Annotated in this window: 24 protein-coding genes; 11 read left to right on the top strand and 13 right to left on the bottom strand. The window is 62.5% G+C overall.

Annotated elements, in window-relative coordinates:
- Positions 1 to 336 precede the first annotated feature (336 nt).
- The 9 genes from LB545_RS25265 to LB545_RS25225 all read right to left on the bottom strand — a co-directional run bounded on the left by LB545_RS25265 (position 337) and on the right by LB545_RS25225 (position 7,991).
- Positions 337 to 1,419 carry a GH25 family lysozyme gene (locus tag LB545_RS25265; RefSeq protein WP_224706012.1) on the bottom strand — a complete coding sequence of 361 codons (1,083 nt, stop codon included), beginning with the start codon at positions 1,417 to 1,419 and terminating at the stop codon, positions 337 to 339.
- A 172-nt stretch (positions 1,420 to 1,591) separates the two neighbouring features.
- A complete protein-coding gene (locus tag LB545_RS25260) occupies positions 1,592 to 2,374 on the bottom strand; it encodes a phosphodiester glycosidase family protein (protein ID WP_224706011.1) in 783 nt (260 codons plus the stop codon).
- Positions 2,375 to 2,506: 132 nt separating this feature from the next.
- Positions 2,507 to 3,133, bottom strand: a complete 627-nt coding sequence (locus LB545_RS25255) for a transglutaminase-like cysteine peptidase (protein WP_140561002.1) — start codon at positions 3,131 to 3,133, stop codon at positions 2,507 to 2,509.
- 209 nt (positions 3,134 to 3,342) lie between these two features.
- The gene (locus LB545_RS25250; protein ID WP_140493755.1) at positions 3,343 to 4,215 is read right to left on the bottom strand and encodes an undecaprenyl-diphosphate phosphatase; all 873 of its coding nucleotides are present in this window, start codon (positions 4,213 to 4,215) and stop codon (positions 3,343 to 3,345) included.
- A 251-nt stretch (positions 4,216 to 4,466) separates the two neighbouring features.
- Positions 4,467 to 4,664, bottom strand: a complete 198-nt coding sequence (locus LB545_RS25245) for a hypothetical protein (protein WP_140493757.1) — start codon at positions 4,662 to 4,664, stop codon at positions 4,467 to 4,469.
- A 268-nt stretch (positions 4,665 to 4,932) separates the two neighbouring features.
- The gene (locus LB545_RS25240; protein WP_224706010.1) at positions 4,933 to 5,328 is read right to left on the bottom strand and encodes a GFA family protein; all 396 of its coding nucleotides are present in this window, start codon (positions 5,326 to 5,328) and stop codon (positions 4,933 to 4,935) included.
- Positions 5,329 to 5,490: 162 nt separating this feature from the next.
- On the bottom strand, positions 5,491 to 6,447 hold the full coding sequence (locus LB545_RS25235) for an alpha/beta fold hydrolase (protein WP_140493761.1): 957 nt from the start codon (positions 6,445 to 6,447) through the stop codon (positions 5,491 to 5,493).
- A gap of 207 nt (positions 6,448 to 6,654) precedes the next feature.
- Complete coding sequence (locus tag LB545_RS25230; RefSeq protein WP_006206067.1) at positions 6,655 to 6,903, bottom strand: ParB N-terminal domain-containing protein; 249 nt, start codon at positions 6,901 to 6,903, stop codon at positions 6,655 to 6,657.
- A gap of 128 nt (positions 6,904 to 7,031) precedes the next feature.
- Positions 7,032 to 7,991: a LysR family transcriptional regulator gene (locus LB545_RS25225; protein ID WP_140493763.1), complete on the bottom strand. Its 960-nt coding sequence runs from the start codon at positions 7,989 to 7,991 to the stop codon at positions 7,032 to 7,034.
- Positions 7,992 to 8,126: 135 nt separating this feature from the next.
- Here LB545_RS25225 and LB545_RS25220 point away from each other — a divergent pair, with 135 nt between their 5' ends.
- The 9 genes from LB545_RS25220 (at position 8,127) to LB545_RS25180 (ending at position 16,605) form a co-directional block, all read left to right on the top strand.
- Positions 8,127 to 8,909: an ABC transporter substrate-binding protein gene (locus tag LB545_RS25220; RefSeq protein ID WP_140493765.1), complete on the top strand. Its 783-nt coding sequence runs from the start codon at positions 8,127 to 8,129 to the stop codon at positions 8,907 to 8,909.
- A gap of 62 nt (positions 8,910 to 8,971) precedes the next feature.
- Entirely contained in the window at positions 8,972 to 9,619 is a 648-nt protein-coding gene (locus tag LB545_RS25215; protein WP_140522075.1) for an amino acid ABC transporter permease, read from the top strand.
- An 11-nt stretch (positions 9,620 to 9,630) separates the two neighbouring features.
- Positions 9,631 to 10,290: an amino acid ABC transporter permease gene (locus tag LB545_RS25210; RefSeq protein WP_140522073.1), complete on the top strand. Its 660-nt coding sequence runs from the start codon at positions 9,631 to 9,633 to the stop codon at positions 10,288 to 10,290.
- Positions 10,287 to 11,051, top strand: a complete 765-nt coding sequence (locus tag LB545_RS25205; RefSeq protein WP_140493771.1) for an amino acid ABC transporter ATP-binding protein — start codon at positions 10,287 to 10,289, stop codon at positions 11,049 to 11,051. Before LB545_RS25210 ends, LB545_RS25205 begins: the two co-directional genes overlap by 4 nt.
- Positions 11,052 to 11,059: 8 nt before the next feature.
- Positions 11,060 to 12,700, top strand: a complete 1,641-nt coding sequence (locus LB545_RS25200; RefSeq protein ID WP_224706009.1) for a N,N-dimethylformamidase beta subunit family domain-containing protein — start codon at positions 11,060 to 11,062, stop codon at positions 12,698 to 12,700.
- A gap of 1 nt (position 12,701) precedes the next feature.
- The gene (locus tag LB545_RS25195) at positions 12,702 to 14,087 is read left to right on the top strand and encodes an aspartate aminotransferase family protein (protein WP_224706008.1); all 1,386 of its coding nucleotides are present in this window, start codon (positions 12,702 to 12,704) and stop codon (positions 14,085 to 14,087) included.
- A 4-nt stretch (positions 14,088 to 14,091) separates the two neighbouring features.
- Positions 14,092 to 15,021 (top strand): 3-keto-5-aminohexanoate cleavage protein, encoded by a 930-nt coding sequence (locus LB545_RS25190; RefSeq protein WP_224706007.1) that lies wholly within the window; start codon positions 14,092 to 14,094, stop codon positions 15,019 to 15,021.
- Positions 15,022 to 15,073: 52 nt separating this feature from the next.
- Entirely contained in the window at positions 15,074 to 15,580 is a 507-nt protein-coding gene (locus tag LB545_RS25185) for a GNAT family N-acetyltransferase (protein WP_140517682.1), read from the top strand.
- Positions 15,577 to 16,605, top strand: coding sequence for a histone deacetylase family protein (locus tag LB545_RS25180; RefSeq protein WP_224706006.1), 1,029 nt, complete (start codon positions 15,577 to 15,579; stop codon positions 16,603 to 16,605). The genes LB545_RS25185 and LB545_RS25180 overlap by 4 nt, the downstream gene beginning before the upstream one ends.
- Positions 16,606 to 16,738: 133 nt before the next feature.
- Here the strand turns inward: LB545_RS25180 and LB545_RS25175 are convergent, their stop codons facing one another.
- Together LB545_RS25175 and LB545_RS25170 are read right to left on the bottom strand one after the other, a co-directional pair.
- Positions 16,739 to 17,806: an aldo/keto reductase gene (locus LB545_RS25175; RefSeq protein ID WP_140631646.1), complete on the bottom strand. Its 1,068-nt coding sequence runs from the start codon at positions 17,804 to 17,806 to the stop codon at positions 16,739 to 16,741.
- Positions 17,807 to 17,926: 120 nt separating this feature from the next.
- Positions 17,927 to 18,394, bottom strand: coding sequence for a hypothetical protein (locus tag LB545_RS25170; RefSeq protein ID WP_224706040.1), 468 nt, complete (start codon positions 18,392 to 18,394; stop codon positions 17,927 to 17,929).
- 277 nt (positions 18,395 to 18,671) lie between these two features.
- On the opposite strand from LB545_RS25170, the gene LB545_RS25165 reads away from it, so the two are divergent.
- Positions 18,672 to 18,944, top strand: coding sequence for a hypothetical protein (locus LB545_RS25165; RefSeq protein ID WP_181172778.1), 273 nt, complete (start codon positions 18,672 to 18,674; stop codon positions 18,942 to 18,944).
- A gap of 58 nt (positions 18,945 to 19,002) precedes the next feature.
- Here LB545_RS25165 and LB545_RS25160 read toward each other — a convergent pair whose 3' ends face one another.
- Complete coding sequence (locus LB545_RS25160) at positions 19,003 to 19,509, bottom strand: DUF1993 family protein (protein ID WP_140517685.1); 507 nt, start codon at positions 19,507 to 19,509, stop codon at positions 19,003 to 19,005.
- A gap of 142 nt (positions 19,510 to 19,651) precedes the next feature.
- Between LB545_RS25160 and LB545_RS25155 the strand changes: the two genes are divergently transcribed.
- Positions 19,652 to 20,689: a DUF1176 domain-containing protein gene (locus LB545_RS25155; RefSeq protein WP_140493792.1), complete on the top strand. Its 1,038-nt coding sequence runs from the start codon at positions 19,652 to 19,654 to the stop codon at positions 20,687 to 20,689.
- Between the two features lie 16 nt (positions 20,690 to 20,705).
- Here LB545_RS25155 and LB545_RS25150 read toward each other — a convergent pair whose 3' ends face one another.
- Positions 20,706 to 21,563 carry an alpha/beta hydrolase family protein gene (locus LB545_RS25150; protein WP_224706039.1) on the bottom strand — a complete coding sequence of 286 codons (858 nt, stop codon included), beginning with the start codon at positions 21,561 to 21,563 and terminating at the stop codon, positions 20,706 to 20,708.
- Positions 21,564 to 21,572 lie beyond the last annotated feature (9 nt).

The raw sequence follows: 21,572 nt of genomic DNA, 5'->3' as shown, positions 1-21,572 counted from the left end.
GGACGACTTGGTCGTTGTCAAACGGAGGGCGAACCGACTGGGGCGAAGCGTTGACCCTCTGCCTCAGAGTGTGAATTTGTCGTCTCTCTCGGCGGCTCGCAGACGATAGAATTCCTTGGCCACATGGTCCTCAAATCGAGCATTCGGGTGCTCTGACGGCGTCAGGCTGTAGAGGCCCTCCGGCGTGAAGATGTCGTCGGCACGAAGAGCGGTGTCGCCGGCATCGTCGAGTTGGAGAACCCAATTGCGAAAAGGTGAGCGGGTGGTTAGCGAAATCCTGAAATTGCCGCTGACCGCCGATCCGGCGGCGCAAAGCGCCTGAACGGAGCCGACGGTTCAATCCGCGTCGGCCACCATCTGCCGGCCGCCGGCCCAGGCGCGCCATTGCCGTTCGTCGCCGTGGAAGACGTTGAGGTCGATGCGGCCGGTTACGCCATGCGACAGGCCGGAGCCGGAATATTGCCAGAACAGCCATTTGCGGCCGGTATAGACCTTCGATGGGTGTCTCGCCACCGCGCGCAGCCAGAACGGGTAGTCCAGGAAGGCGCCTTGCAGATTGTCGCGGTAGAAATCGGGCGCGGTGTAGATGATGGGCCGCTGGCCGTAATGGCGTTCAAGCTTGTCCATGAACACCTGCATCTTCTCCAGCACCTTCTCGCGCGACGGGCGCCGCTTACAGCTGGATTCGCCGTTCCATTCGACATCGATCACCGGCGGCAAGGCGCCCTCGACCCTGGGCACGTTGCGGATGAACCAGTCGGCCTGCTCGCCGGCGGTGCGGCACCAGTAGAAGAAGTGATAGGCGCCGCGCTTCAGCCCTGCGGCGTCGGCGTTGCGCCAATTCCTGGTGAACATCGGATCGAGATGGTCGCCGCCGTCGGTCGCCTTGATGTAGGCGAAGTTGGCGCCTTGGGCGCGCAGCTTCTCCCAGTTGACGTTGCCTTGCCAGCGCGACACGTCGACGCCATGCACGGCAAGATGGCGGGGCGAGGAGCGGCCGAAATTGATCGGCTTGGCATCGCGAAAGCCGTAGCGCGTGACAGGCCCGGCCAGCATCGGCGGTGCCACCCGCGACAAGAGCTTCGGCGGCGATACCAGCGCCGCCGGCTCGACGACCGGCGGCTCGACGCTGTCCGGCAGGTCGGGCGCCGGAAACGCCACCGTCTCTTCCTCCGCCAGGCCGTAAGGCCGGACATTCTCGTCCACCGGCGTGGCTTCCGCCACCCTCCGTTCGGCTGCCATTCTCCGTTCGGCCTTGGTCACTGGGGCGGATGCGATCGGCGCGCTTGGTCGCACCACCGAGTTGGTGATCTCGTTCGACGGCTTCTGGATGTCCAGCGCGTCCATGCCGGATGTCGACGAGCAGCCGGCAAGGCACAGCGTTGCGATCACGAAACTGACGGCGCCTGGTAACCGCATCTGGACCTGTACTCAAACACAACAGACCGAAGGCAACGGCCGACGGACAAACCAGGTCTAGTTATGAACGAGAAATTACCAATAAAGATTGAATCAAGTTTTTAAGCATGTTCGGCACGGTTGCGGGTGTGGGCCGTGCGCGACGACAAGCGCAATCTACGCCTGCCCCATCCTATCGCCTGAAGACGCCGATCATCGGCCCCAGGTTCCAGTAGTCGTCATTGCGGCCGATGGCCGGCGCGAGCAGGCTCGATATCGACCCGTCGAGGAACAGCGCATTGTCGCAGCCGAGCCCGTCGCGAAACAGGCGCGCGAATGCATGGAATGTCACCGTGCCATTCGAAATGGCGAAGACGACGACGCCGTCCTTTCGCACCCCGACACCGTCGCGCGTCTTGCGCGAGGTGCTGTCGGCCCGGAATTTCTGGTGCAATCGGCCGTTGATCACCAGCATCGGCCCGGACTGCGTGGCATAATCGGTGGGCGGACGCTTCTCTAGGAAATCCCTTGTCGCGCGGACCGCGGCCTTGCCGTCGCTGATGTAAAAAATACCATTGGGCTGGAGCGAAAAATTGCCGCTTCCCGACCCGACCTTCGCCGAGGCCAGTTCCTGCCCGCGCTCGACATACAGGCCGACCGGCGCGAGGTTTGGATGGTACATTCCGGCATTGATGGCGAACAGCATCGTGCGCCCGGCCCGCCGCTGGGCATCGTCGAGATTGTGCAGCGAGTGATAGGGCTTGCCGGCCGGATCCTTCCAGAACAATTCGATTCGATATTGCCTGGGATCGACCTCGCAGACCAGGTAGCTGGTGGCCTCGAAGACGAGGTCGCGGCACGGCGGCAACGAGGCGAACCATTGGCCGACCCCCATGATCGCCGCCGCCGACGGCAGCGCGGTCTTGATCAGCGCGAGCAGTAATGGCGCGGATTGGAGGACAGTCAAAAGATCCATGCGCGCACCGGATTGCCTGTTCCAACGAGCCGCCGCCAGCATTCGCCGGCACGACGCAAGAACGGTCCCAAGCGGGAATGGATCAAACGGCCAAGGTCGAAGTGCGGCTGCCGACGCAAGACATCGGCGACATCATTGAACAGAGCTGACGAGCCGCTCGTCGCCGCCAAGGATGGAAACCCAGCGACCGCTGTTGTCGCTCGCCTGTCTCTTCAGATAGCGATAGCCTGTCTGGTTCCAGAGACGAACCTTGTCGCTGAGATTGTCGAGGACGAAATCGCCCTTGTCGGTGCGCACCGTAAGCACGGCGTGGCCTTCGCCGTCGGGCTTGCGCACCACCGTCATCAGCAGATTGGCAATGGCAATGCCGGCGGCCTGGAGTTCGCGCTGCTTTTCAAGCGCGTAGTCTTCGCAGTCGCCAAATCCGTTATCGGGGTAGGCCCACCACTCATCCTTGCCGTAATTGTCCATGTCGCTCATCGGCTTGACGCGGGTGTTGACCGAGAGATTTACGGCGGAAATTTCCCGCAACAGCTGGCCGGTCATGCTCTCCGGAGCGTTGGCGGGCGAGCGGATGGAGCATTCGGCAGAATGGACCTTGCAAAAATCATAGTGCCCGATCGGCTGGGAGGTTTGCCCGCCGATGGTCATGGAAAGCGGTCCCGCATTCGCCAAACCCGCGGCCGAACAAAAAGCCGTCAGCGCAAACGCAAACCCCAAACCCCTCGCCTTGCGGCGCCAACCCACCGAGGATGCCATACGGCCCCACCCATCTATTTTTGTTAACAGAACGTTAAAGATGGATTTTGCCTGGAGTCAATGAAGGCGGCCGATCACATCTTTGGCGATCGACGCATGCCCGACCGGGGTTGCGCCGAAGCAACACCGGCTCGCACGTTCCTGGGGTTGCCTTTTAGTCCCTTGTCTGAAGCCGGCGGAAAACCGCTGCGCGCTTTTCCGGGATTGCTTCAGGCAAGCCATCCCATCGCCAGGGCCAGCAGCAGGGCGATGCCGAGCACGCCGCGATAAATGACGAAAGGCCAGGCTGAGAAGCGTTCCAGCACGCGCATCAGGCCCCATATGGCGAAGAAGGCGGATAGCGAGGCAACCACCAGGCCGACCGCGAGGATCGACCAGCCATGGGCATCGAGATGGGCCTTGTGCAGTTCCCAAAGCTCCTTGAGACCGGCGAGTGCGATGGCCGGCAGCCCAAGCAGGAATGAAAAGCGCGCCGCTTCTTCCCGCTTGAAGCCGAGCCCCAGTGCTGCCGTCAAGGTCGAACCGGACCGCGAGACGCCCGGGATCAATGCGCCGATTTGGGCGATGCCGACGAGCAGCGCATCGGCCATGGACGCCTGGCCCATGGTTCGCGCATGGCGGGCACGGAGTTCGGCCAGCGCCAGCAGGAGTGCCATCACGATGCAGGCCCAGCCGATGACCCCGAGGCCGCGCAACGGCGAATTGCAGGCGTTGAGCATACCAGACAGAGCCACGCCGGCGATGACGATCGGGATCGTCGCCAGCACGATCCAGAGCGCCAGCCGGAAATGTCGGTCGGCCAAATCGCGCCGTTTCAAGGCACTGACCGAACCGGACAGGATGTCCCTGACATCGTTCCAGAAGTAGCTGATCACCGCGGCGAGGGCCGCAAGCTGCATGGCGGCGGAGAAAGCGGAGCCGGGATCCTGCCAGCCCAGCACCGCCGGGACGACGCGCATGTGGGCGGTCGAGGAAATCGGCAGCAGTTCGGTGATGCCTTGCACCAAGCCGAGAAATGCGACCTTGGCGTAGCCCAGGCCGACAAAGCCCATGTCCATCCCTTGCATGCAGCTGCCGGCCATGTCGAATTCCATATATGAGAGATCGAGTGCGCTGAAGACGACCGCTGGCGATCGGCCCGGGCAAGCCATACCGCCATGGGCCGGAAAATCAATTTACGGATTTGTGAACTGGCGCCCGGGAATGGGTCACCGAGTGCGGAAGGCGTGTCGAATATCAACACCGCGCCGCCTCGGCGCGCTGGCAGCGCCAGGCAGTGTCCAGACCGGGCCGGCGGGCCGGTCTGCAAAAACTGGAGGAAATCACGATGCGATCAGGGGCACAGCCAGAGTTTCTGGCACGCCCTGGCGATCACGTGCGCCGGCGGGACAACCGGCTCCTCGACGGAAGGCCGACGCGCCCGTTCGAGCAGCATGCGCACCTGTTCCGGGCGCACACGATCGCGCTCCATCACAAGCAGGACCATCGGATCGCTCAAAAGCTCGTCCAGGGTACTGATGCTGTCGTTCATCCGTCGTCTCCTCGAATGCCGGCCCGCACCGGTTAAATAGGAAGACAATGATGGCTCGCCAATGACGCTTTGCCGGCTTTCGCGTGACTGTTTCGGTTATTTCGTGACTGTTTCGATTAATTTTGGTCACGGTAACGTAACTTCACCCTTCTGTTGGCCCGAAGGGTGGATGCGGCAATGCCGCACTTCATCCAGCACGGCTCAACCGTCTCGGCGCTCGAGCGCAGATCCATTTTCTTTCCTAAGACGAGAAGGGAGGCCAGAGGCCTCAGGCAGGCGGCGCGCCTTCGTGCTGCGGCAAGCCGTCATCGAGCACCACCCAGGGCTGCTTGGAGGCGGTCCAGATATGCATCTGCGGCTTGAAGACGGACGGATCGTCGAGTGACCCGGTGGTGACGCCCATGATGCCGGCGGCATCGCGCCGCGAAAACATCGTCGTACCGCAGCTTGGGCAAAACCCGCGCTTAACATCCGGCGAGCTGTTCACGATCGCGAACGGCCCTTCGACCGTCACATCGTCGATGCGAAACAGCACACGCGCGTTGAAGGCGGCGCCGATCGCCTTTTGACAAAGCCGACAATGGCAGATGCGTTCGTTGACGGGCTCGACGTCGGCGCGATAACGCACCGCTCCGCACAGGCATCCGCCCTGATATTTAGCCATTGCCGTATCCATTCCCGAGAAGATTTGATGCGAGACTATCGACGCCCGACATCGGGTCAATTCAATAGCATTGATGCGATCCCATCGACGGCTGCGATGGCTGCGGCGACAAAAACTGCCGGCCGCCTCGAAGGAGACCGCCGGCAGCCAATGCCGGGCAAGCTATTCGGTTTCGCCGACCACCTCATCCCAGCTCTTCACCTTGGTCTCACCGTTGAGGAACGGCAGCGCGGCGGCCGTCAGCTCTGGAGCGAAGAAGACGTCGTAGTGGGTCCGGTTGGGCAGGATCGCCAGGCGGTTCCGCGACAGGTTTTCACGCATCCAGCCGGCGTCCTTCAAACCGCCGCCGAGCATCTGGTAGAACTTGATCTCGTGCTCGGGCTTGTACATGTCGCTGTCGCCGTAGGCCAGCATGACCGGCATCTTCAGCTTGGGAACATCGGCCGAGTAGTCGTAGTTCTGGCGCATGAAGTTGCCGAGCGTGTCGAGCAGCTTCGGGAACTCCTCGGGATGCGGCGCCACGGCGACGTAGGATTTGTACATCGGCGTGTCCTTCATGAAATCGGCCGCTGCCGCGCTCACTTGCGCCTGCTGCGGGCGCATCTCGTCATAGAAACCGTCGGCGGCATAGCCGGTCGAGACCAGCACAAGCCGGCGCACCGCTTCGGGGTGCTGGACGGCCATCCGGAAGGCGACACCGCCGCCCAGAGAATAACCCATGACGTCGACCTCGCCGTAACCAAGCCGTTTGACGATATCAGCCATGTCGTCGCCCATCGCCTCCAGCGTGAACGGCCGGTCGCCAAGCGCGGTGCGGCCATGGCCTTGCAGGTCGACGGTGATGACAGTGCGATGTTCGGCAAGCTTCGGCAGAATGGGGGCGAACATGTCCGCTGTGCCGAGACCGCCATGCAGCAGAAGCAGCGGCTCGCCTTTGCCGTGGACGGCATAATAGTAATTCAGGCCGTTGATCGGCAGCAGGCCGGATTTTTCAGGCTTCGGCGGTGTCTTCGCTTCGGTCGTCATGGCAGATTTTACCTCGTTTGCGTTGGCGATGCCCGGACAGGCGAGAAGCGCCGCGGCCGAAGCAAGAATGGCGAAAAGCAGGGCTTTGGACATATCGATCTCCTCCAGTCTGTCCGTGTGTCGGTGCGTTCTTGAGCTGGCTGGTGCATCGGCCCCAACCTGGGCGAAAACCGATCGAGAATATTGGTCTGACCCGGCTTCCGTCCCAAGGACGAACCAGCGAAATGCAAACCGACATCATCAAGGAGAAATTCCGGGGCTTTCCCGTGGATGGGGATCAACGGCGAAATCGAGGACGCGTCAGTGGCGCTTGGCTTGCACCAGATAGGCATCGATCTCGGTCTCGCCGAGCCACTTGGCCGCTTCCAGCCGATGCAGGCCTTCTACCAGGATATGACGCTTGCCGTCGTGACGGACCTGGATCGGCATCTTCATGCCATTTTCCAGAATGTCCTCGGCGAGATGACGGACCGTCTCGGGATGCAGCGTCTTCTTACGCGCCGTCGGCACGTAGATGTCGTCGACCTTGACCTTCTGCACTCTGAGCATGTCGACCCCCCGAGCGGAACGCCGCCTTGTCCTGAGATAGTCGCTTTGTTGACGAGGGCCAAGGGCGTGGCGACGAATAGGGCGGAGGCAACCGTGTTTGTCTGCCGCCGCGCAGTCGATATTGCGTATCAGCCTTTGTAGATACGGTCCTCGAGCGGCGTCTCGGCAATCAGCGCCTGCAGCCCTGACAGCAACGCCTTCTCGGCGCGGTTCATCGCCTTGTCCGGATTGACCAGCAGGAAGATATCGATGGCCGGCGGCGCATCATAGGGCGGCAGCCGCCACAGCGCGCCGTCGGCCACATCGCGCCGCGCCACATGCAGCGGCAGCGGGCCGATGCCGAGCCCGGCGACGATCATGCGCCGCACCTCCTCCAGGCTCGACGAAACGCCCACGACATCGGCGTTCAGCCGTGCTTCGCTACGCAACAGTGCGACCGGCCGCAGCGCATCCGAAATATGGTCGGTCTGGAACGATACTGACGGCTCGTCGCGGAGATCGGCGAGTGTCAGTCCGGTTTGCCCATAGAGCCTGTGCCGCGGCCCGCAAAAGAAGCCGAAGAACTCGCGATAGACCATGTCGTATTGCAGCGCCGGATCGCGCTGGCTGACCAGGCAGACGCCAAACGAAGCACGGCGCTCCCTCACCTGCTTGGCCACTTCGGTGCTTGCCGCGACCGAAATGGTGATGCTGGCGCGCGGATAGTTGCGGTGGAATTCCGACAGCGCCCGATCGAACAGCGGCGAGACCACATGGCTGGCGGTCGCGATCATGACGTGGCCGGTGACATCGTCGCTGATGCCGCGCATCAAGAGCGGCAGCTGCGATATGGTGCCGAACACCTCGATGCTCTGCTCGTAGAGAAGCCGTCCAACCTCGGTGAGCTCGAAGCGCGTCGCATCGCGTTCGACCAGCCGCCGGCCGACCCGGTCTTCCAGCCGCCGCAGCGCATTGCTGACGCTTGGCTGCTTGAGGTTCAGCCTCTCGGCGGCACGCGTGATGCTCTTCACCTCCGCGATGACGACGAATGTCCGCAAAAGGTTCCAGTCCAGATCCCAGACCAGCCGTTCGGGGCGCGGCAATGCCATTCCTGATATCTATGCTCCCTATTTCCATTATCTATTTGCGCAATGCTACCGCAAAGGCAATCATTGCCGTCAGGAGTGCGCCCCAACGCCTCCCAAGAACAAGCCTTCGCGCTCCATCCAGAGGACAGGTTTCAAATGAACAAGGTATTTTCCGGCATTGCCGTCGCGGCGCTGCTGTTTGCGTCTTCCTTCGCTAACGTCTCGGCCAGGGCCGATGACCTCGAGAAGGTCAAGGCGGCGGGCGAATTGAAGATTTCCATGAGCGGGCAGTATCCCCCCTTCAACTTCGTCAACGACCAGAACGAGGTCGTCGGCTTCGACGCCGATATCGGCAAGGCCATCGCCGAGCGTATCGGCGTCAAGGGCACCATCATCACGACCGCCTGGGACGGCATCATCGCCGGCCTGCTCGCCAACAAATACGACACCGTGGTCGGCTCGATGACGATCACGCCGGAGCGTGAGAAGGTGGTCGATTTCGTCGGCCCCTACTATCACGCCGGCCGTGCGGTTTTCGTCAACCAGGATTCCAAGGTGCAGAGCCTCGACGAACTCAAGGGCAAGACCCTTGGCGTGACGCTCGGCGAAACGCATGAGAAATGGGCGCGCCAACAGGGCGGCTGGGACATCCGCACCTATAAGGGGCTGCCGGAATTGCTGCTGGAATTGAAGGCGGGCCGCGTCGACGCCATCGTCGTCGACAACATTCCGGTCATGGTCGCCGTCAAGGAGACCGGCGAGAAGGTACGCAAGCTCGACACGCCGGGTATCGAAGGCGGCAGCGTCGCCATCGGCATCGCCATCCGCAAGGACAATCCCGAGCTCAAGGCCGCCATGCAGAAGGCGCTGGACGGCATGATGGCCGATGGTACCTACGAGAAGATATCGATGCACTGGGTCGGCAGCGACATCCGCTAACTTCGCCAGGCTTCGGCGGTCCAGGCCGCCTGAAGCCGAAAGCCACTGCGCCGGGCCATTCCATGGATTTCTCCTTGATGCAGCGCGTCTTCCCGTTCTTCGTGGAAGCCGCCTTGGTGACGCTGGAACTGACAGCGCTGGCCCTGGTTCTGGGGCTGGCCGTGGCAGCACTTGCCGCGACCGCAAGAATGTCGAGATCGACGATCCTGCGGGCCGTCGGCACGCTCTATGTGAGCCTGTTTCGCGGCACACCGTGCCTGATCCAGCTCTTCGTGCTCTATTTCGGCGGCCCGCAGATCGGCATCAATCTGGATCCGTTCGCGGCCGGCGTGATCGGCCTCGGCCTCAATATCGGCGCGTATATGGCGGAATCAATCCGGGGCGCGGTGGTGGCGGTCGACCGCGGCCAGACGGAGGCAGCCCGCACGATCGGATTCGGCCGGTTCCAGACCTTGCGCAAGGTGGTGCTGCCGCAAGCCGCCAGGCTGATGATCCGCCCGCTCGGCGTCAACACGGTTGCGCTGCTGAAAGGCTCGGCCCTGGTGTCCACCATCTCGGTCGTGGAATTGACCTACACCGCGCAGCGCTTCATCGGCTCCACCTACAAGCCGTTCGAAATCTTCGGCGTCGCGGCCCTGCTCTACATGATCATGGTCTATGCCGTCGCCCGCATAGTCGACATGCTCGACAAACGCTTCGCGATCGTCTGAGGCAGAACACGATGCAAGGCCTGGATTTCACAGTCATCGCGCCCTACTGGGATCTTCTGCTGACCGGCGCCTGGTGGACATCAGTGCTGACGGTCTCGGCGGGAGCGCTTAGCTTCGCCGGCGGCATCTTCTTTGCGGTTGTCGTACTCTACGCGCCGGCAATCCTGGCCTACCCCGTGCGCGCCTTCATGTGGGTGTTCATGGGCACGCCGCTGCTGTTGCAGCTCTTCCTGATCTATTTTGGCCTGGTGCAGGTCGGCATCGACATCCCTGCCCTCGTGGCCGGCATTGTCGGCCTTGGACTGCATTTTGCCGTCTACAATGCCGATGTCATCCGCGCGGGCATCGTGGCCGTCGATGTCGGCCAGACGGAAGGTGCACGCAGCATCGGCTTCGGCAAGTGGCAGACGCTGCGCCATGTCGTGATACCGCAGGCCATCCGCAACACGGCGCCGCCGATCGGCAGCAATTTGATCGCGCTGTTGAAGGAATCCTCCATCGTCTCGGTCATCGGCATTGCCGAGCTGGTTCACTCGGCGCAACTGGCGATCAGCGAAACGTTTCGCCCTTTCGAATTCTACATCACTGCCGCCGCGCTCTACTACATTCTCAACCTCGCACTCGAAGCGGCCCTGCATAGGTTCGAAAGACATGTGGAGGTTTCCCGATGAGCACGCAGCGGCCGATGGTCGAGGTCCGCGGCGCACGCAAATCGTTTGGCGCCGTCGAGGTCCTCAGAGGTATCGACCTATCGGTCGAACGTGGGCAGATCGTCGCAATCATCGGCCCGAGCGGCTCCGGCAAGAGCACGCTGCTGCGTTCCATCAACCATCTCGAGGGTTTGAACAGCGGTGAGGTCTGGCTGGACGGCCTGCAGGTCAACCAGAAGCTGCATGGCCAGGCGTTCGAAAGGCACATCAACAAGGTGCGCCAGCAGATGGGCATGGTGTTCCAGCACTTTAACCTGTTCCCGCATTTGACCGTGATCGAGAACATCACGATGGGGCCGGTGATCCTGAAAAGCATGCCGAAAGCCGAAGCTCGTGCGCTGGCGCTTGGTCTTTTGTCCAAGGTCGGGCTCTCCGACAAGATCGACGCCTATCCCTCGCGTCTTTCGGGCGGGCAGAAGCAGCGCGTCGCGATTGCCCGCGCGCTGGCCATGCAGCCCAAGGTGATGCTGTTCGACGAGGCCACCTCGGCGCTCGATCCGGAGCTGGTCGACGAGGTCAACGCGGTGATGAAGCAGCTTGCCGCCGAGCACATGACCATGCTCATCGTAACGCACGAAATGCGCTTTGCCGGCGAAGTGGCCGACAGGGTGCTGTTCATGGATGGCGGCGTGGTGGTGGAAGAAGGCCCGCCGGGCGACATCTTCCGCGCCCCGCAAAAAGAACGCACCCGCACCTTCCTCAAGAAATACCTTTCCGCCTGAGTACGACGATGACCAGATTGACCACTGAATTCCCCGATTTCGGACTGACGCCGGAGCAGCGCCGGCACGCAGTGCGCGGCCACTATTATGAGTGGCCGGGCATGGATGGCGAGCGCGGCGAAATCTGGTGCTACAGCGACCGCTTTTCCTACCGCGCCGGCGAGACAGTGACGCTGCATGTCAGTTCGACGGCTCCGTCCTTCAGCATGACGATCGTCCGCGACGGCGGCACCGAGACAAAGGTGTTCGAGAAGTCCGGCATTGCGGCGCGTTGGCAGGAAAGTCCAGACCAGTGCTCGGCCGAAGGCTGCGGCTGGGAAGCCTCGTTCGAATTCAGCGTCGGCAGCGACTGGCCGTCCGGCGCTTACCGGGTGACGCTGACTGCTGAAGGCCGCGACGGCAAGCCGATCCAATCCCATCATCTTTTCATCGTCGCGCCCCTGCCCGGCAAGAAGCCAGGCCGTGTGCTGCAGGTGGCGGCGACAGGCACCTGGCTCGCCTACAACACCTGGGGCGGCTCCAATCACTACCAGGGCATCACCGGGCCGGACCGTAACGAATATTCTCCGATCGTCTCGACGCAGCGCCCCTGGTGCCGCGGCTTCGTCGTGCTGCCCAAGGAGGCGCCGCGTGTGCCGTTGGAAGTCGCGGTGCCGCCGAAGACAGTGCCGCGCTATCCACACATGGAATGGGCGCTCGCCACCGGCCATTCGAAGAAATACGCATCGTCGGGCTGGGCGAGCTATGACAGCCACTTCTTCCGCTTCGCCGAACGGGCGGGCTACGCCGTCGATCTCGCCAGCCAGCACGATCTGCATTTCTCGCCCGACATTCTCGATGGCTACGACTGCGCCGTCTTTGTCGGCCATGACGAGTACTGGACCTGGGAAATGCGCGATGCGGTCGACAGCTACGTCGAACGTGGCGGCCATGCGGCGCGCTTCGCCGGCAACTTCATGTGGCAGACGCGGCTGGAGGATGAAGGCCGGCGGCAGGTCTGCTACAAATACCGCGCCCGAGCCGAGGACCCCGCCTATCGCGGCGGCGACGTCACCCGCGCCACCAATTCCTGGGAGGCGCCCGAGATCGGCCGGCCGGGTTCGGCGACCTTCGGGCTCAACGCCACACGCGGCCTCTATGCCGGATGGGGCGGCTGCGCGCCACGCGGCGTGCGCGGCTTTCCCGTGTATCGGCCCGAGCACTGGGCCTTTGCCGGAACCGGCATCTACTATGGCGACCTGCTTGGCGCCGACAGCCATGTCTATGGCTATGAGGTCGACGGGCTGGATTTCGAAATCCGCGGCGGCCTTCCCTACCCGACCGCGACCAGCGGCGCACCGGACGGCTTGCAGGTTCTCGCCGTCGGCATGGCCAGCCAGGTCGAGGAAAGCGCCGATATCCCGATCGAGGATCAGTTTCTCACCGACGAGGATGGTCGCTTCAGCGCCGAGACGCTGTTCGGCGATCGGAGCGACGCCAATCTGGAAAAAGTCAAACGCGGCAACGGCATGATCGTCAATTTCCCGCGCTGCAAGGGCGAGGTCTTCCACGCCGGAAGCTGCGAATGGGTCGCCGGCCTGCTGAGGCAGGACCCGATGGTCGAACGCGTTACCCAAAATGTCCTCGATCGTTATCTCGGAAAGTCCTGACATGTCGAAAGCCCAGACCGCCGCCCCGGACACCGAAGCCCGGCGCCAATCGCATCTGTTCTATCTCTCCAGCCTGCGCCGGCCGCTGATCGACCGTGCCGAGGGCATCTATATGTGGACGCAGGACGGCCGCCGCTTCATCGACGGATCAAGCGGCCCGATGGTCGCCAATATCGGTCATTCCAACCGCAATGTGCTCGACGCCATGAAGCGGCAGATGGACCGCGCCACCTTCGCCTACCGGCTGCATTTCGAGAACGAACCGGCAGAAGAGCTGGCGCGTGAGCTGGCCGGCAAGCTGCCCGAAGGCATGGACCGCATCTTCTTCGTCTCAGGCGGCTCGGAAGCGACCGAATCGTGCATTAAGCTGGCGCGGCAGTGGGCGGTGGCTACCGGCCAAGCCAGCCGCTGGAAGGTGATCACGCGCTTCCCCTCCTATCACGGCGGCACGCTGGGTTCACTGTCGATCACCGGCGACTACGCGCTGGCCGAGACCTTCACGCCAATGATGCGGGTGATGCCGACCGTGCCGGCACCGGCGGCCTGGCGCGACCGCGACAATCTCTCGATGGAACAGCGCGGTCTCCGCTATGCCGACATGCTGGAGGAGAAGATCCTGGCCGAGGAGCCGGAGAGCGTGGTCGCCTTCATCATGGAACCGATCGGCGGCGCGGCGACAGCGGCGCTTGTCGCGTCGGACAGTTATTATGGGCGCATCCGCGAAATCTGCGACCGCTACGGCATCCTGCTCATCCATGACGAAGTGATGAGCGGCGCCGGCCGCACGGGAAAATTCCTCGGCGGCGACCATTGGAACTGCAAGCCGGACATCGTCGCGCTATCAAAAGGCCTGGGATCGGGTTACGCGCCGCTCGGCGCGCTGGCGGCGCCGATGCGGCTGGTGCAGCCGCTGCTCGCCTCCGGCGGCTTCCAGCACGGCCATACCTATGCCGGCAATCCGCTCGCCTGCGCCGCAGGGCTGGCCGTGCTCGGCGAAATGGGCCGCCTCGACCTGATCGCCAATGCCGCCGCCATGGGCGATGTGCTGATGGACGGATTGCGAGAGCTAGCCAAGCGCTTCCCGTTCATCGCCGACGTGCGCGGCAAGGGCCTGCTCACCGGCGCCGAGATGCTTGCCGATCCCGAAACGCTGCGGCCGATCGACCAGAGCAGGAAGGCGACGCAGCGCCTGCTCGACCTCGCCTATGAGCGCGGGCTGATCATCTATGGCCGCAAGGTCAAGGGCGGTGTCGACGGCGACAATTTCATGGTCGCACCACCGATGATCGTCACCAGCGAGCAGGTCGGCGAGATCATCTCCATCATCGGCGACTCGCTCGAAGTTCTGGCTGCCGAACTCGACCTTCCGGTCGAAGGCCGGGGATAAAACAATGGCGCCGAGAAAGGTCATCATCACCTGCGCCGTCACCGGCTCGGTGCATACACCGTCCATGTCGCCTTATCTGCCGGTAACGCCGGACCAGATCGCGGCGGATGCCATCGCCGCGGCCGAGGCCGGCGCCTCGATCCTGCACTTGCATGCCCGCGACCCAAAAAACGGACGGCCTACGGCCGATCCGGACGTGTTCATGCAGTTCCTGCCGCGCATCAAGCAGGCGACGTCGGCGGTGATCAACATCACAACCGGCGGCTCCTCCCTGATGACGCTGGACCAGCGGCTGGCGGCACCTTTGCGGGCCGAGCCCGAAATGTGTTCGCTCAACATGGGCTCGATGAATTTCGCGCTGTTCCCGATGCTCGACAAGCCAAAGGAATGGCAACACGAATGGGAACCGAAGCTGCTGGAAGCCACACGCGACACGATCTTCAAGAATACCTTCGCCGATATGGAGGGCGTTCTCGAGAGACTGGGCAAGGGCTGCGGCACGCGTTTCGAATTCGAGTGCTACGATGTCGGCCATCTCTATTCGCTCGCGCATTTCCGCGACCGTGGGCTGGTGTCGGGGCCGCTGTTCATCCAATTCGTGCTGGGCATTCTTGGCGGCATCGGCGCCGATCCGGACAATCTCATCCACATGAAGCGCATCGCCGACAAGCTGTTCTGCGACAGCTACCAGTTCTCGGTGCTGGCCGCGGGCCGCCACCAGATGCCGCTGATCTCGATCGCCGCGGCCATGGGCGGCAATGTCCGTGTCGGGCTCGAAGACAGTCTCTACGACGGCCGCCAGCTGGCGAAATCCAATGCCGATCAGGTGCGCCGTATCCGTGGCATTCTCGATGGACTGTCGCTGGAGGTTGCCACCCCGGCCGAAGCACGCGACATGCTGGCGCTGAAGGGTGGCGACAGGGTAGCGTTTTAATGCGACTGGCTGAGATGATAGTGCTCCGTCACACCTTGGCTCCCTGCTTGCCATGACAAGTCCGGAAAAAATCCTCCTCCGCCCCGGACGAATCGAAGACGTCGAAACCATCCATGCCGCAATTCTGAAGCTCGGCACCCATATCGGCGCGCCCGAAGAAATCGTCTCAACGCCAGACGATCTCAGGACCTGGGGCTTTGGCGAAAGACCTGCCTTCTCGACCCTGATCGCCGAAGTCGATGGCGAATTCGCCGGACTGTGCCTCTATTTCCCGATCTTCTCGACCTGGATGGGGCGGCCCGGCGTCTATGTGCAGGACCTCTATGTCGAGGACCGGTTTCGCGGTCGCAGGATCGGCGAGCGCCTGCTGCGGCGCGTCGCGACCGAGTGCCGCAAGCAAGGCGGCGCTTATCTCAGATTGTCCGTCGATACCGACAATGAGAGCGCAAAGGCCTTTTATGAAAGGCTGGGCATCGCCTGGTCGAGCTACGAGCAGACGCAGAAGATCATCGGCGACGCTTTCTTCGCCTTTGCCGACGCGCCGGAGGAAAAAGAATGAAAGCCTTCTACGCGCAGGAGCAGAAGCGCCACGACCCCAAGGCTTTCCTTTCCAGCGGCGCCCCGCAGCCCAATCCCGAAAAGCCGGAGCGCGTCGAGAGATTGTTAGCAGGCGCAAAATCGGCCGGCTGCACGATCGAGCGGCCGCGCAATCACGGACTTGGTCCGGTCGCGGCGGTGCACACGCCCGAATATCTCGATTTCCTGGAGCATATCTACACGCGTTGGCAACGCATTGAGGGTGCCTCGGCTGAAGTGATCCCCAACATTCACCCGATCGCGCGCAACGGCTCCTATCCGGCCTCCGCGGTCGGCCAGGCTGGGTACCACATGGCCGACACGGCCTGCCCGATCTCTGGCGAGACCTGGCAAAGCGCGCTGTGGAGCGCCTGGAGCGCGGTCGAGGCGGCGGAAGCGGTGATGGCGGGCGCGCCGGCCACCTATGCGCTTTGCCGCCCCCCCGGTCACCATGCGTTCGCCGACGTCGCCGGCGGCTTCTGCTTCATCAACAATTCGGCTGTGGCGGCGCAGGTACTGCGCAAACAGGCGGCACGCGTGGCGATCCTTGACGTTGACCTGCATCACGGCAACGGCACGCAAGGCATTTTCTATGGGCGGCCCGACGTGCTCACCGTCTCGCTGCATGCCGATCCGGTGCGGTTTTATCCGTTCTTCTGGGGCCATGCTGACGAGCGCGGCGAAGGCCCCGGCCTCGGTTATAATTTCAACCTGCCGCTGCCACGCAAATCCGCCGACGCGGCGTTTCTGGAAGCGCTTCAGGTGGCGTTCCAGCGCATCCGCGCCTTCGCGCCCGACGCGCTGGTCGTGGCGCTCGGGCTCGACGCGTTCGAGGGTGATCCGTTCGGCGGGCTTTCGGTGACGACGCCAGGTTTCTCGCGCATCGGCGAAGCCATCGCCAAGCTCGGCCTGCCGACGACAATCGTTCAGGAAGGCGGCTATCTCTGCGACGAACTCTGTGACAACCTCACCGCTTTCCTGACCGGGTTCGGCACCAAGGCACGCTGACAGGTCGAGCTGCGCCTGAGACCTCCATCGGTCAGAGCGAGAGCGGGAAATTTTCCACGCAATGTTTCGATCGGAAAATCCACCATCGTCTCCATCCCGCTGTTACTCCCAGATAATTCAACTTCCGAGTCGATCAAGGACAGGGATTGCCGACCCGCTGATGAATGGCGTCCACTGCCTTCTGCATCTCTTCGGTCCAGACAACCTCCACTGAAGACAGCGCCATTTCCAGCTGCGAAATGGTCGTCGCGCCAATGATGTTCGACGTGACAAAGGGCCGGCTCGATACATAGGCGTTGGCGAACAGCGCCGGCTCCAGGCCGAAGGAGCGCGCCAGCTCGTTGTATTCAAGCTGCGCCTCTGCGGCATTGGGGGTCTCGTAACGCTGGCCGCGGTTGAAGAGCTGCGAGCGCGACCCCTGCGGGCGCGCGCCGTGATCGTATTTGCCCGAGAGATAGCCCTGCGCGAGCGGCGAATAGGCAAGCAGCGAGACCTCTTCGCGATCGCAGACTTCGGCGAGGTTCACCTCGAAGGTCCGGTTGACCAGATTATAGGCGTTCTGGATCGAGGCGACGCGTGGACCAATAGCTTTGTCAGCCTCTGCAATGAAGCGCATGACGCCCCAGGAGCTCTCGTTCGACAGGCCGAAATGACGGATCTTTCCGGCCTTTACCAGCTCATCGAAGACGGCAAGCGTCTCCGCGATCGGCGTTTCACCGGTCGGCGCCCCGACGGAATCAGCGCGGCGCGCCACGGCCCCCACGCGCGTCGGATTGGCGCCCCAAGGTATGTCCCGCTCCGGCCAGTGGATCTGGTAGAGATCGACATAGTCCGTGCCGAGCCTGGCCAACGATTTTTCAACGGCATCGAAGATATCGGTGCGCACCAGCTGCGACGGCCTGTCGCCGCGAAACCAGCTGTTTGCGGTGCGGCCGACGACCTTGGAGGCGAGTATCACCTTGTCGCGGTTGCCCTTTGCCTTCATCCAGCTGCCGATGATCTTCTCGGTCCGCCCTTGCGTCTCCGCCTTGGGCGGGATCGGGTAGAGCTCGGCAGTGTCGATGAAATTCACCCCGCGCGAAAAGGCCAGGTCCATCTGAGCGTGGCCGTCGGCTTCGGTGTTCTGCTGGCCCCAAGTCATCGAACCGAGGCAGATCTGGGTGACAAGAAGATCGGTCCGACCGAGACGGCGTTTGTGCATGGAAGTGTGCTCCGGCGGGAAAGTTTGCGCGGCTGCGCGGGGAAGGAAGTTTCATCCTACAAGAAAGCAGAGGCGCTCTCCAAGCCTCGGCAAGCCGACTTTTGCGTGAACCAGACTGCGCTAGCGGCAAGCCCCTGCCAGGGCGCGCCGCTTGGCCTCGTCGATCAGCATGTTGGCCACCTGCATGCGGATCATGGCGCGCTGGCGCAGGTGCGGCGCGACGCGATCGGGATGGTTGGAAAAGGCGAAACTGCGGCGCATGCGACCAAAGTCGGCGACAGCCTTAGGCGTGTCCAATCCCAATTCCACGGCAATCGATTCGGGATCGATCGGAGGCAGTTTTTCTTCGGGCCTTGTCTCTTCGCCCGCAAGTGCCAGCTTCGCATGATCGAGCAGGGCCGCGAACTCTGCGGCGAGATCCGCGCCTGCCTCGCGATATTCCGTGGCAAATCCGCTGCCAGAAACCTTGATGCGGCCCGAATGGAGCTCGTCGGCGACGGAAAGATAGTCAAACGGAATGGATGGGCGAGTGGCCGCCTCTTCGCCTCCCCCGTCCTTGTCGGAGGCGACGAAGAGGTCATCGAGCAACGAAGCGAAATCCCGCTTGGCGCTGGTAACGATGTCAGCCTCCCCAGTCTCACGGTGTGTTCGAGACATCCACCTTAGGGTCGGCTCGTTAAAAATGCATGCCGCCGATTTTAACAATTGAAGGTTTACGGGGCCGGACCACGCCGGTCAGTCACAAAAAGCCGGACTGGGGTTGGTGCAGTCCGGAATTCGCCAGAAGCGGCGAGGAAAAACCGGCCATCTGCCAGCGAGAGGGATACGATTCGCGATCTGCGAAAGTTTCAGGCGATGCAGGATCATGGCAGAAAAATTTTGCAGAGCATGGCAGGCATGCAAATGCTGCACTGCACAATCGTCACGAATCCCCTATACTCGGACGCTGGGAGGTCCAACAGGGGCCTGGATTATGGGGTTCTTCACTGAAATGTTCGCGCGGCCACGGCCGCAGGAACATCTGCGTTATCGTGCCGCGCTCGCGCTGCTGCATTCCATGAGCAATGCGGACCGCGCCGACATCGGCATCAAGCCCGCCGATTTCCCGCGCATCGCCCGCGAAATGTCCGTTCGCTAGTTCGGCCAGCCAGGGATATTCCGGCTCCGGACGGGCAACGCCTTGACGACGTGATCCGTCAACGCGAGCCCAGGAACGTTGCCTTGCCCAGCGGCACGCCATTATGGCGAAGAATGTCGTAGGCGGTGGTGAGGTGGAAATAGAAGTTGGGCATGGCCAGATGCAGGAGATACTGCAAACCGGCCATCGAGACCTCGCGCCCGCCGAGCCTGACCTCGACAATCCGCTCGTCCGAACCTTCCAGATCGGCCGCGGAGAACGTCGCCAGATGGTCAAGCGTCTTAGCGATGCGCGCATGCAATTCGGCAAAGCTCGCCTCGTTGTCCTCGTATTTGGGAACCTCCCGGCCGGCGAGCCGCGATGGGGCTCCCTTGGCATGGTCGGTGGCGATCTGCACCTGCCTGGTCAAGGCGAACATGTCGGGCGCCAGCCGCGCCGTCAGGAACACCTGCGGGTCGATCTTGCGCTCGCCGGCGTTTTGTTCGGCCGTGGACAGCACGCTGGACAGCGCTTTCAACCGGGCCGAAAACACAGCCACCGATACTTCATACATGGATAGGGTCACGCAATTATCTCCCGGGGCAGTTGAAGCGCCGCGAGCGCGAACTAGCGCCTTCCCGGGCGATTCTTCAAGCGATACCCGCAAGGCGTCACCACGTCGCCGCAATCACCGTGGTAGAATCTCCGTTACCGCGTGGAGATTCCCGATGAGACACGCTTTTCTCGCAGCGACTGCCTTGTTCTCCCTTGCCTCGATCGCCCAGTCGGCACCTGCCGACGAGGCGCCCTACGTCGATGACAGGTCGAGCGCCGAGGCAGTTGTCCGCTCGCTCTACAGTGCCATCAACCGGCATGAATTCGCACGTGCCTGGGGTTATTATGGCGATACCAAGCCGGCCAAGGACTTCGACAGCTTCGTCAAGGGCTATGACGGTACCGACAAGGTGGATGTCAGGACCGGCGCCGTATCCAACGAGGGCGCGGCAGGCAGCATCTACTACAGCGTGCCGGTCGCCATCCAGGCAACCGACAAGAAGGGCGAGGCGAAGGTCTTTGCCGGCTGCTACACGCTGCGCCAGGTCAATGCCCAGATTCAGGCGCCGCCATTCCAGCCGATCTTCATCGACAGCGGAGCGCTGAAGCCGTCGAGCGCGGACTTCGAGGAGGCTGTGCCGGCTAGCTGTGGCGACGGCCCGCCGCCGCCGAAGAGGGATGCAGCGCTGGAGCAGGCCAAGAAGGCTTTCCTGGCCAGCTATAGCGACCAATGCGACAAGGATCTCGCGGCCAAGGAGCCGGAGATTTTTTCCATCAAATACAGGGACAAGGATGCGGCGGCCGGCGATCCCGACAAGGAAACGCGCCTGTTCCATTTTTCCTGCTCGGCGGCCGCCTACAATGAAAGCTCGATCTACTACATGACCGACGAGGCGAACGGCGTCAGGCAACTGCAGTTCACCGAACCGGAGATGGACATCCGCTACGTGAACAACGACAGCGAAGGCAAGGTCGAATCCATGCACATCGTCGGCTTCCGGACCACCGGCTGGGCGACCAATTCCAGCTACGACCAGGACGCCCACACGATAACCACCTTCAACAAGTGGCGCGGCGCCGGCGATGCCTCGTCAGCAGGCACCTATCTGTTCCGCAACGGCGATTTTTCACTCGTCCAGTACGACGTCGACGCCTCCTATGACGGCGAGGAAAACCCGCAAACGGTTGTCGACTACAACACCGCTCCCTGAGCCCCGCGAGGTCCGATCACGGCGCCTTCGACAGCATCCAGTTCAACGCGCCGCGCCAGTCGACCATGCGGATGGGGGTGCCGTGCGTGCCGGTCTCGAAGCGCACGAAGCGGGTCGGATAGGCTTTCGACTTGGCGATGATGGACCGGAAGAAGGATTCCTGGTTTGCCACGGGGAAGACCACGTCATGGCTGCCTTGACCGAAGAAAACCGGCACGTGGCGTCTGAAGGCAAGGCTGGAGAAGAAACTCTCGTCCCACAGCGAGCCAAGCAGCAAAAGCCCACCGATTTGCCTGCCTGTGTCCGTGCGGGCGGCAAGCTTCCAGCACAATGCGCCGCCCATCGAGCCGCAGGCGACGAAGATCTTCGCGCCCGGCGACTGTTGCGCATAGTGATCGATCAGCGCCGCGACCTGTGCCGCCCCCTTGTCGCCGAAATCTGGGAAGTCAGGGCTGAGATAAAGGCCGCCATTGCCTGCCATCAGGTTTTTGATGCGGTTGAAATTGCCGCCGAAGGTGAAGTCGTCGACACCTTGCTTGCGGCTGCCGCCCTGCCCGTGCAGGTAGAGCACGATGACGGAAGCCCCTTGCGTCTTGCCTACAGCGATGTGCCGGACGTCGCCGGCATCGGTTTTCAACAGCAGATCCTGCTGCACCTTGCGCACACCGGTATCGGTATACTGTGCATGCACGCGCTTTTCCGGCACCTCGTCGCGCTGGTTGATGTCGCGCATCTCGCGGTAGTCGATCACCGTGTAGTCGCCGTTGGTGTCTGACGAGAGCGTAGCGGGATAGGCGAACAGATCGTCCTTGAAGGGTTTTAGTTGGAGAGCAGAGGCCTGGGCAGCAGAAAACAGGATAAATATCGAAATCAGAAAGGCAGG

The organism is Mesorhizobium sp. BR1-1-6, assembly GCF_020165355.1.
GTDB lineage: Bacteria > Pseudomonadota > Alphaproteobacteria > Rhizobiales > Rhizobiaceae > Mesorhizobium.
The sequence above is the reverse complement of the archived record's forward strand: the minus strand, read 5'-3'. Positions and strand labels throughout refer to the sequence as shown.

What these genes read in the sequence shown, in the direction of transcription:
- LB545_RS25265 (WP_224706012.1), bottom strand. Translation starts at nt 1,419, where the DNA reads ATGCGGTTACCAGGCGCCGTCAGTTTCGTGATCGCAACGCTGTGCCTT.
- LB545_RS25260 (WP_224706011.1), bottom strand. Translation starts at nt 2,374, where the DNA reads ATGGATCTTTTGACTGTCCTCCAATCCGCGCCATTACTGCTCGCGCTG.
- LB545_RS25255 (WP_140561002.1), bottom strand. Translation starts at nt 3,133, where the DNA reads ATGGCATCCTCGGTGGGTTGGCGCCGCAAGGCGAGGGGTTTGGGGTTT.
- LB545_RS25250 (WP_140493755.1), bottom strand. Translation starts at nt 4,215, where the DNA reads ATGGCCGGCAGCTGCATGCAAGGGATGGACATGGGCTTTGTCGGCCTG.
- LB545_RS25245 (WP_140493757.1), bottom strand. Translation starts at nt 4,664, where the DNA reads ATGAACGACAGCATCAGTACCCTGGACGAGCTTTTGAGCGATCCGATG.
- LB545_RS25240 (WP_224706010.1), bottom strand. Translation starts at nt 5,328, where the DNA reads ATGGCTAAATATCAGGGCGGATGCCTGTGCGGAGCGGTGCGTTATCGC.
- LB545_RS25235 (WP_140493761.1), bottom strand. Translation starts at nt 6,447, where the DNA reads ATGTCCAAAGCCCTGCTTTTCGCCATTCTTGCTTCGGCCGCGGCGCTT.
- LB545_RS25230 (WP_006206067.1), bottom strand. Translation starts at nt 6,903, where the DNA reads ATGCTCAGAGTGCAGAAGGTCAAGGTCGACGACATCTACGTGCCGACG.
- LB545_RS25225 (WP_140493763.1), bottom strand. Translation starts at nt 7,991, where the DNA reads ATGGCATTGCCGCGCCCCGAACGGCTGGTCTGGGATCTGGACTGGAAC.
- LB545_RS25220 (WP_140493765.1), top strand. Translation starts at nt 8,127, where the DNA reads ATGAACAAGGTATTTTCCGGCATTGCCGTCGCGGCGCTGCTGTTTGCG.
- LB545_RS25215 (WP_140522075.1), top strand. Translation starts at nt 8,972, where the DNA reads ATGGATTTCTCCTTGATGCAGCGCGTCTTCCCGTTCTTCGTGGAAGCC.
- LB545_RS25210 (WP_140522073.1), top strand. Translation starts at nt 9,631, where the DNA reads ATGCAAGGCCTGGATTTCACAGTCATCGCGCCCTACTGGGATCTTCTG.
- LB545_RS25205 (WP_140493771.1), top strand. Translation starts at nt 10,287, where the DNA reads ATGAGCACGCAGCGGCCGATGGTCGAGGTCCGCGGCGCACGCAAATCG.
- LB545_RS25200 (WP_224706009.1), top strand. Translation starts at nt 11,060, where the DNA reads ATGACCAGATTGACCACTGAATTCCCCGATTTCGGACTGACGCCGGAG.
- LB545_RS25195 (WP_224706008.1), top strand. Translation starts at nt 12,702, where the DNA reads ATGTCGAAAGCCCAGACCGCCGCCCCGGACACCGAAGCCCGGCGCCAA.
- LB545_RS25190 (WP_224706007.1), top strand. Translation starts at nt 14,092, where the DNA reads ATGGCGCCGAGAAAGGTCATCATCACCTGCGCCGTCACCGGCTCGGTG.
- LB545_RS25185 (WP_140517682.1), top strand. Translation starts at nt 15,074, where the DNA reads ATGACAAGTCCGGAAAAAATCCTCCTCCGCCCCGGACGAATCGAAGAC.
- LB545_RS25180 (WP_224706006.1), top strand. Translation starts at nt 15,577, where the DNA reads ATGAAAGCCTTCTACGCGCAGGAGCAGAAGCGCCACGACCCCAAGGCT.
- LB545_RS25175 (WP_140631646.1), bottom strand. Translation starts at nt 17,806, where the DNA reads ATGCACAAACGCCGTCTCGGTCGGACCGATCTTCTTGTCACCCAGATC.
- LB545_RS25165 (WP_181172778.1), top strand. Translation starts at nt 18,672, where the DNA reads ATGGCAGAAAAATTTTGCAGAGCATGGCAGGCATGCAAATGCTGCACT.
- LB545_RS25155 (WP_140493792.1), top strand. Translation starts at nt 19,652, where the DNA reads ATGAGACACGCTTTTCTCGCAGCGACTGCCTTGTTCTCCCTTGCCTCG.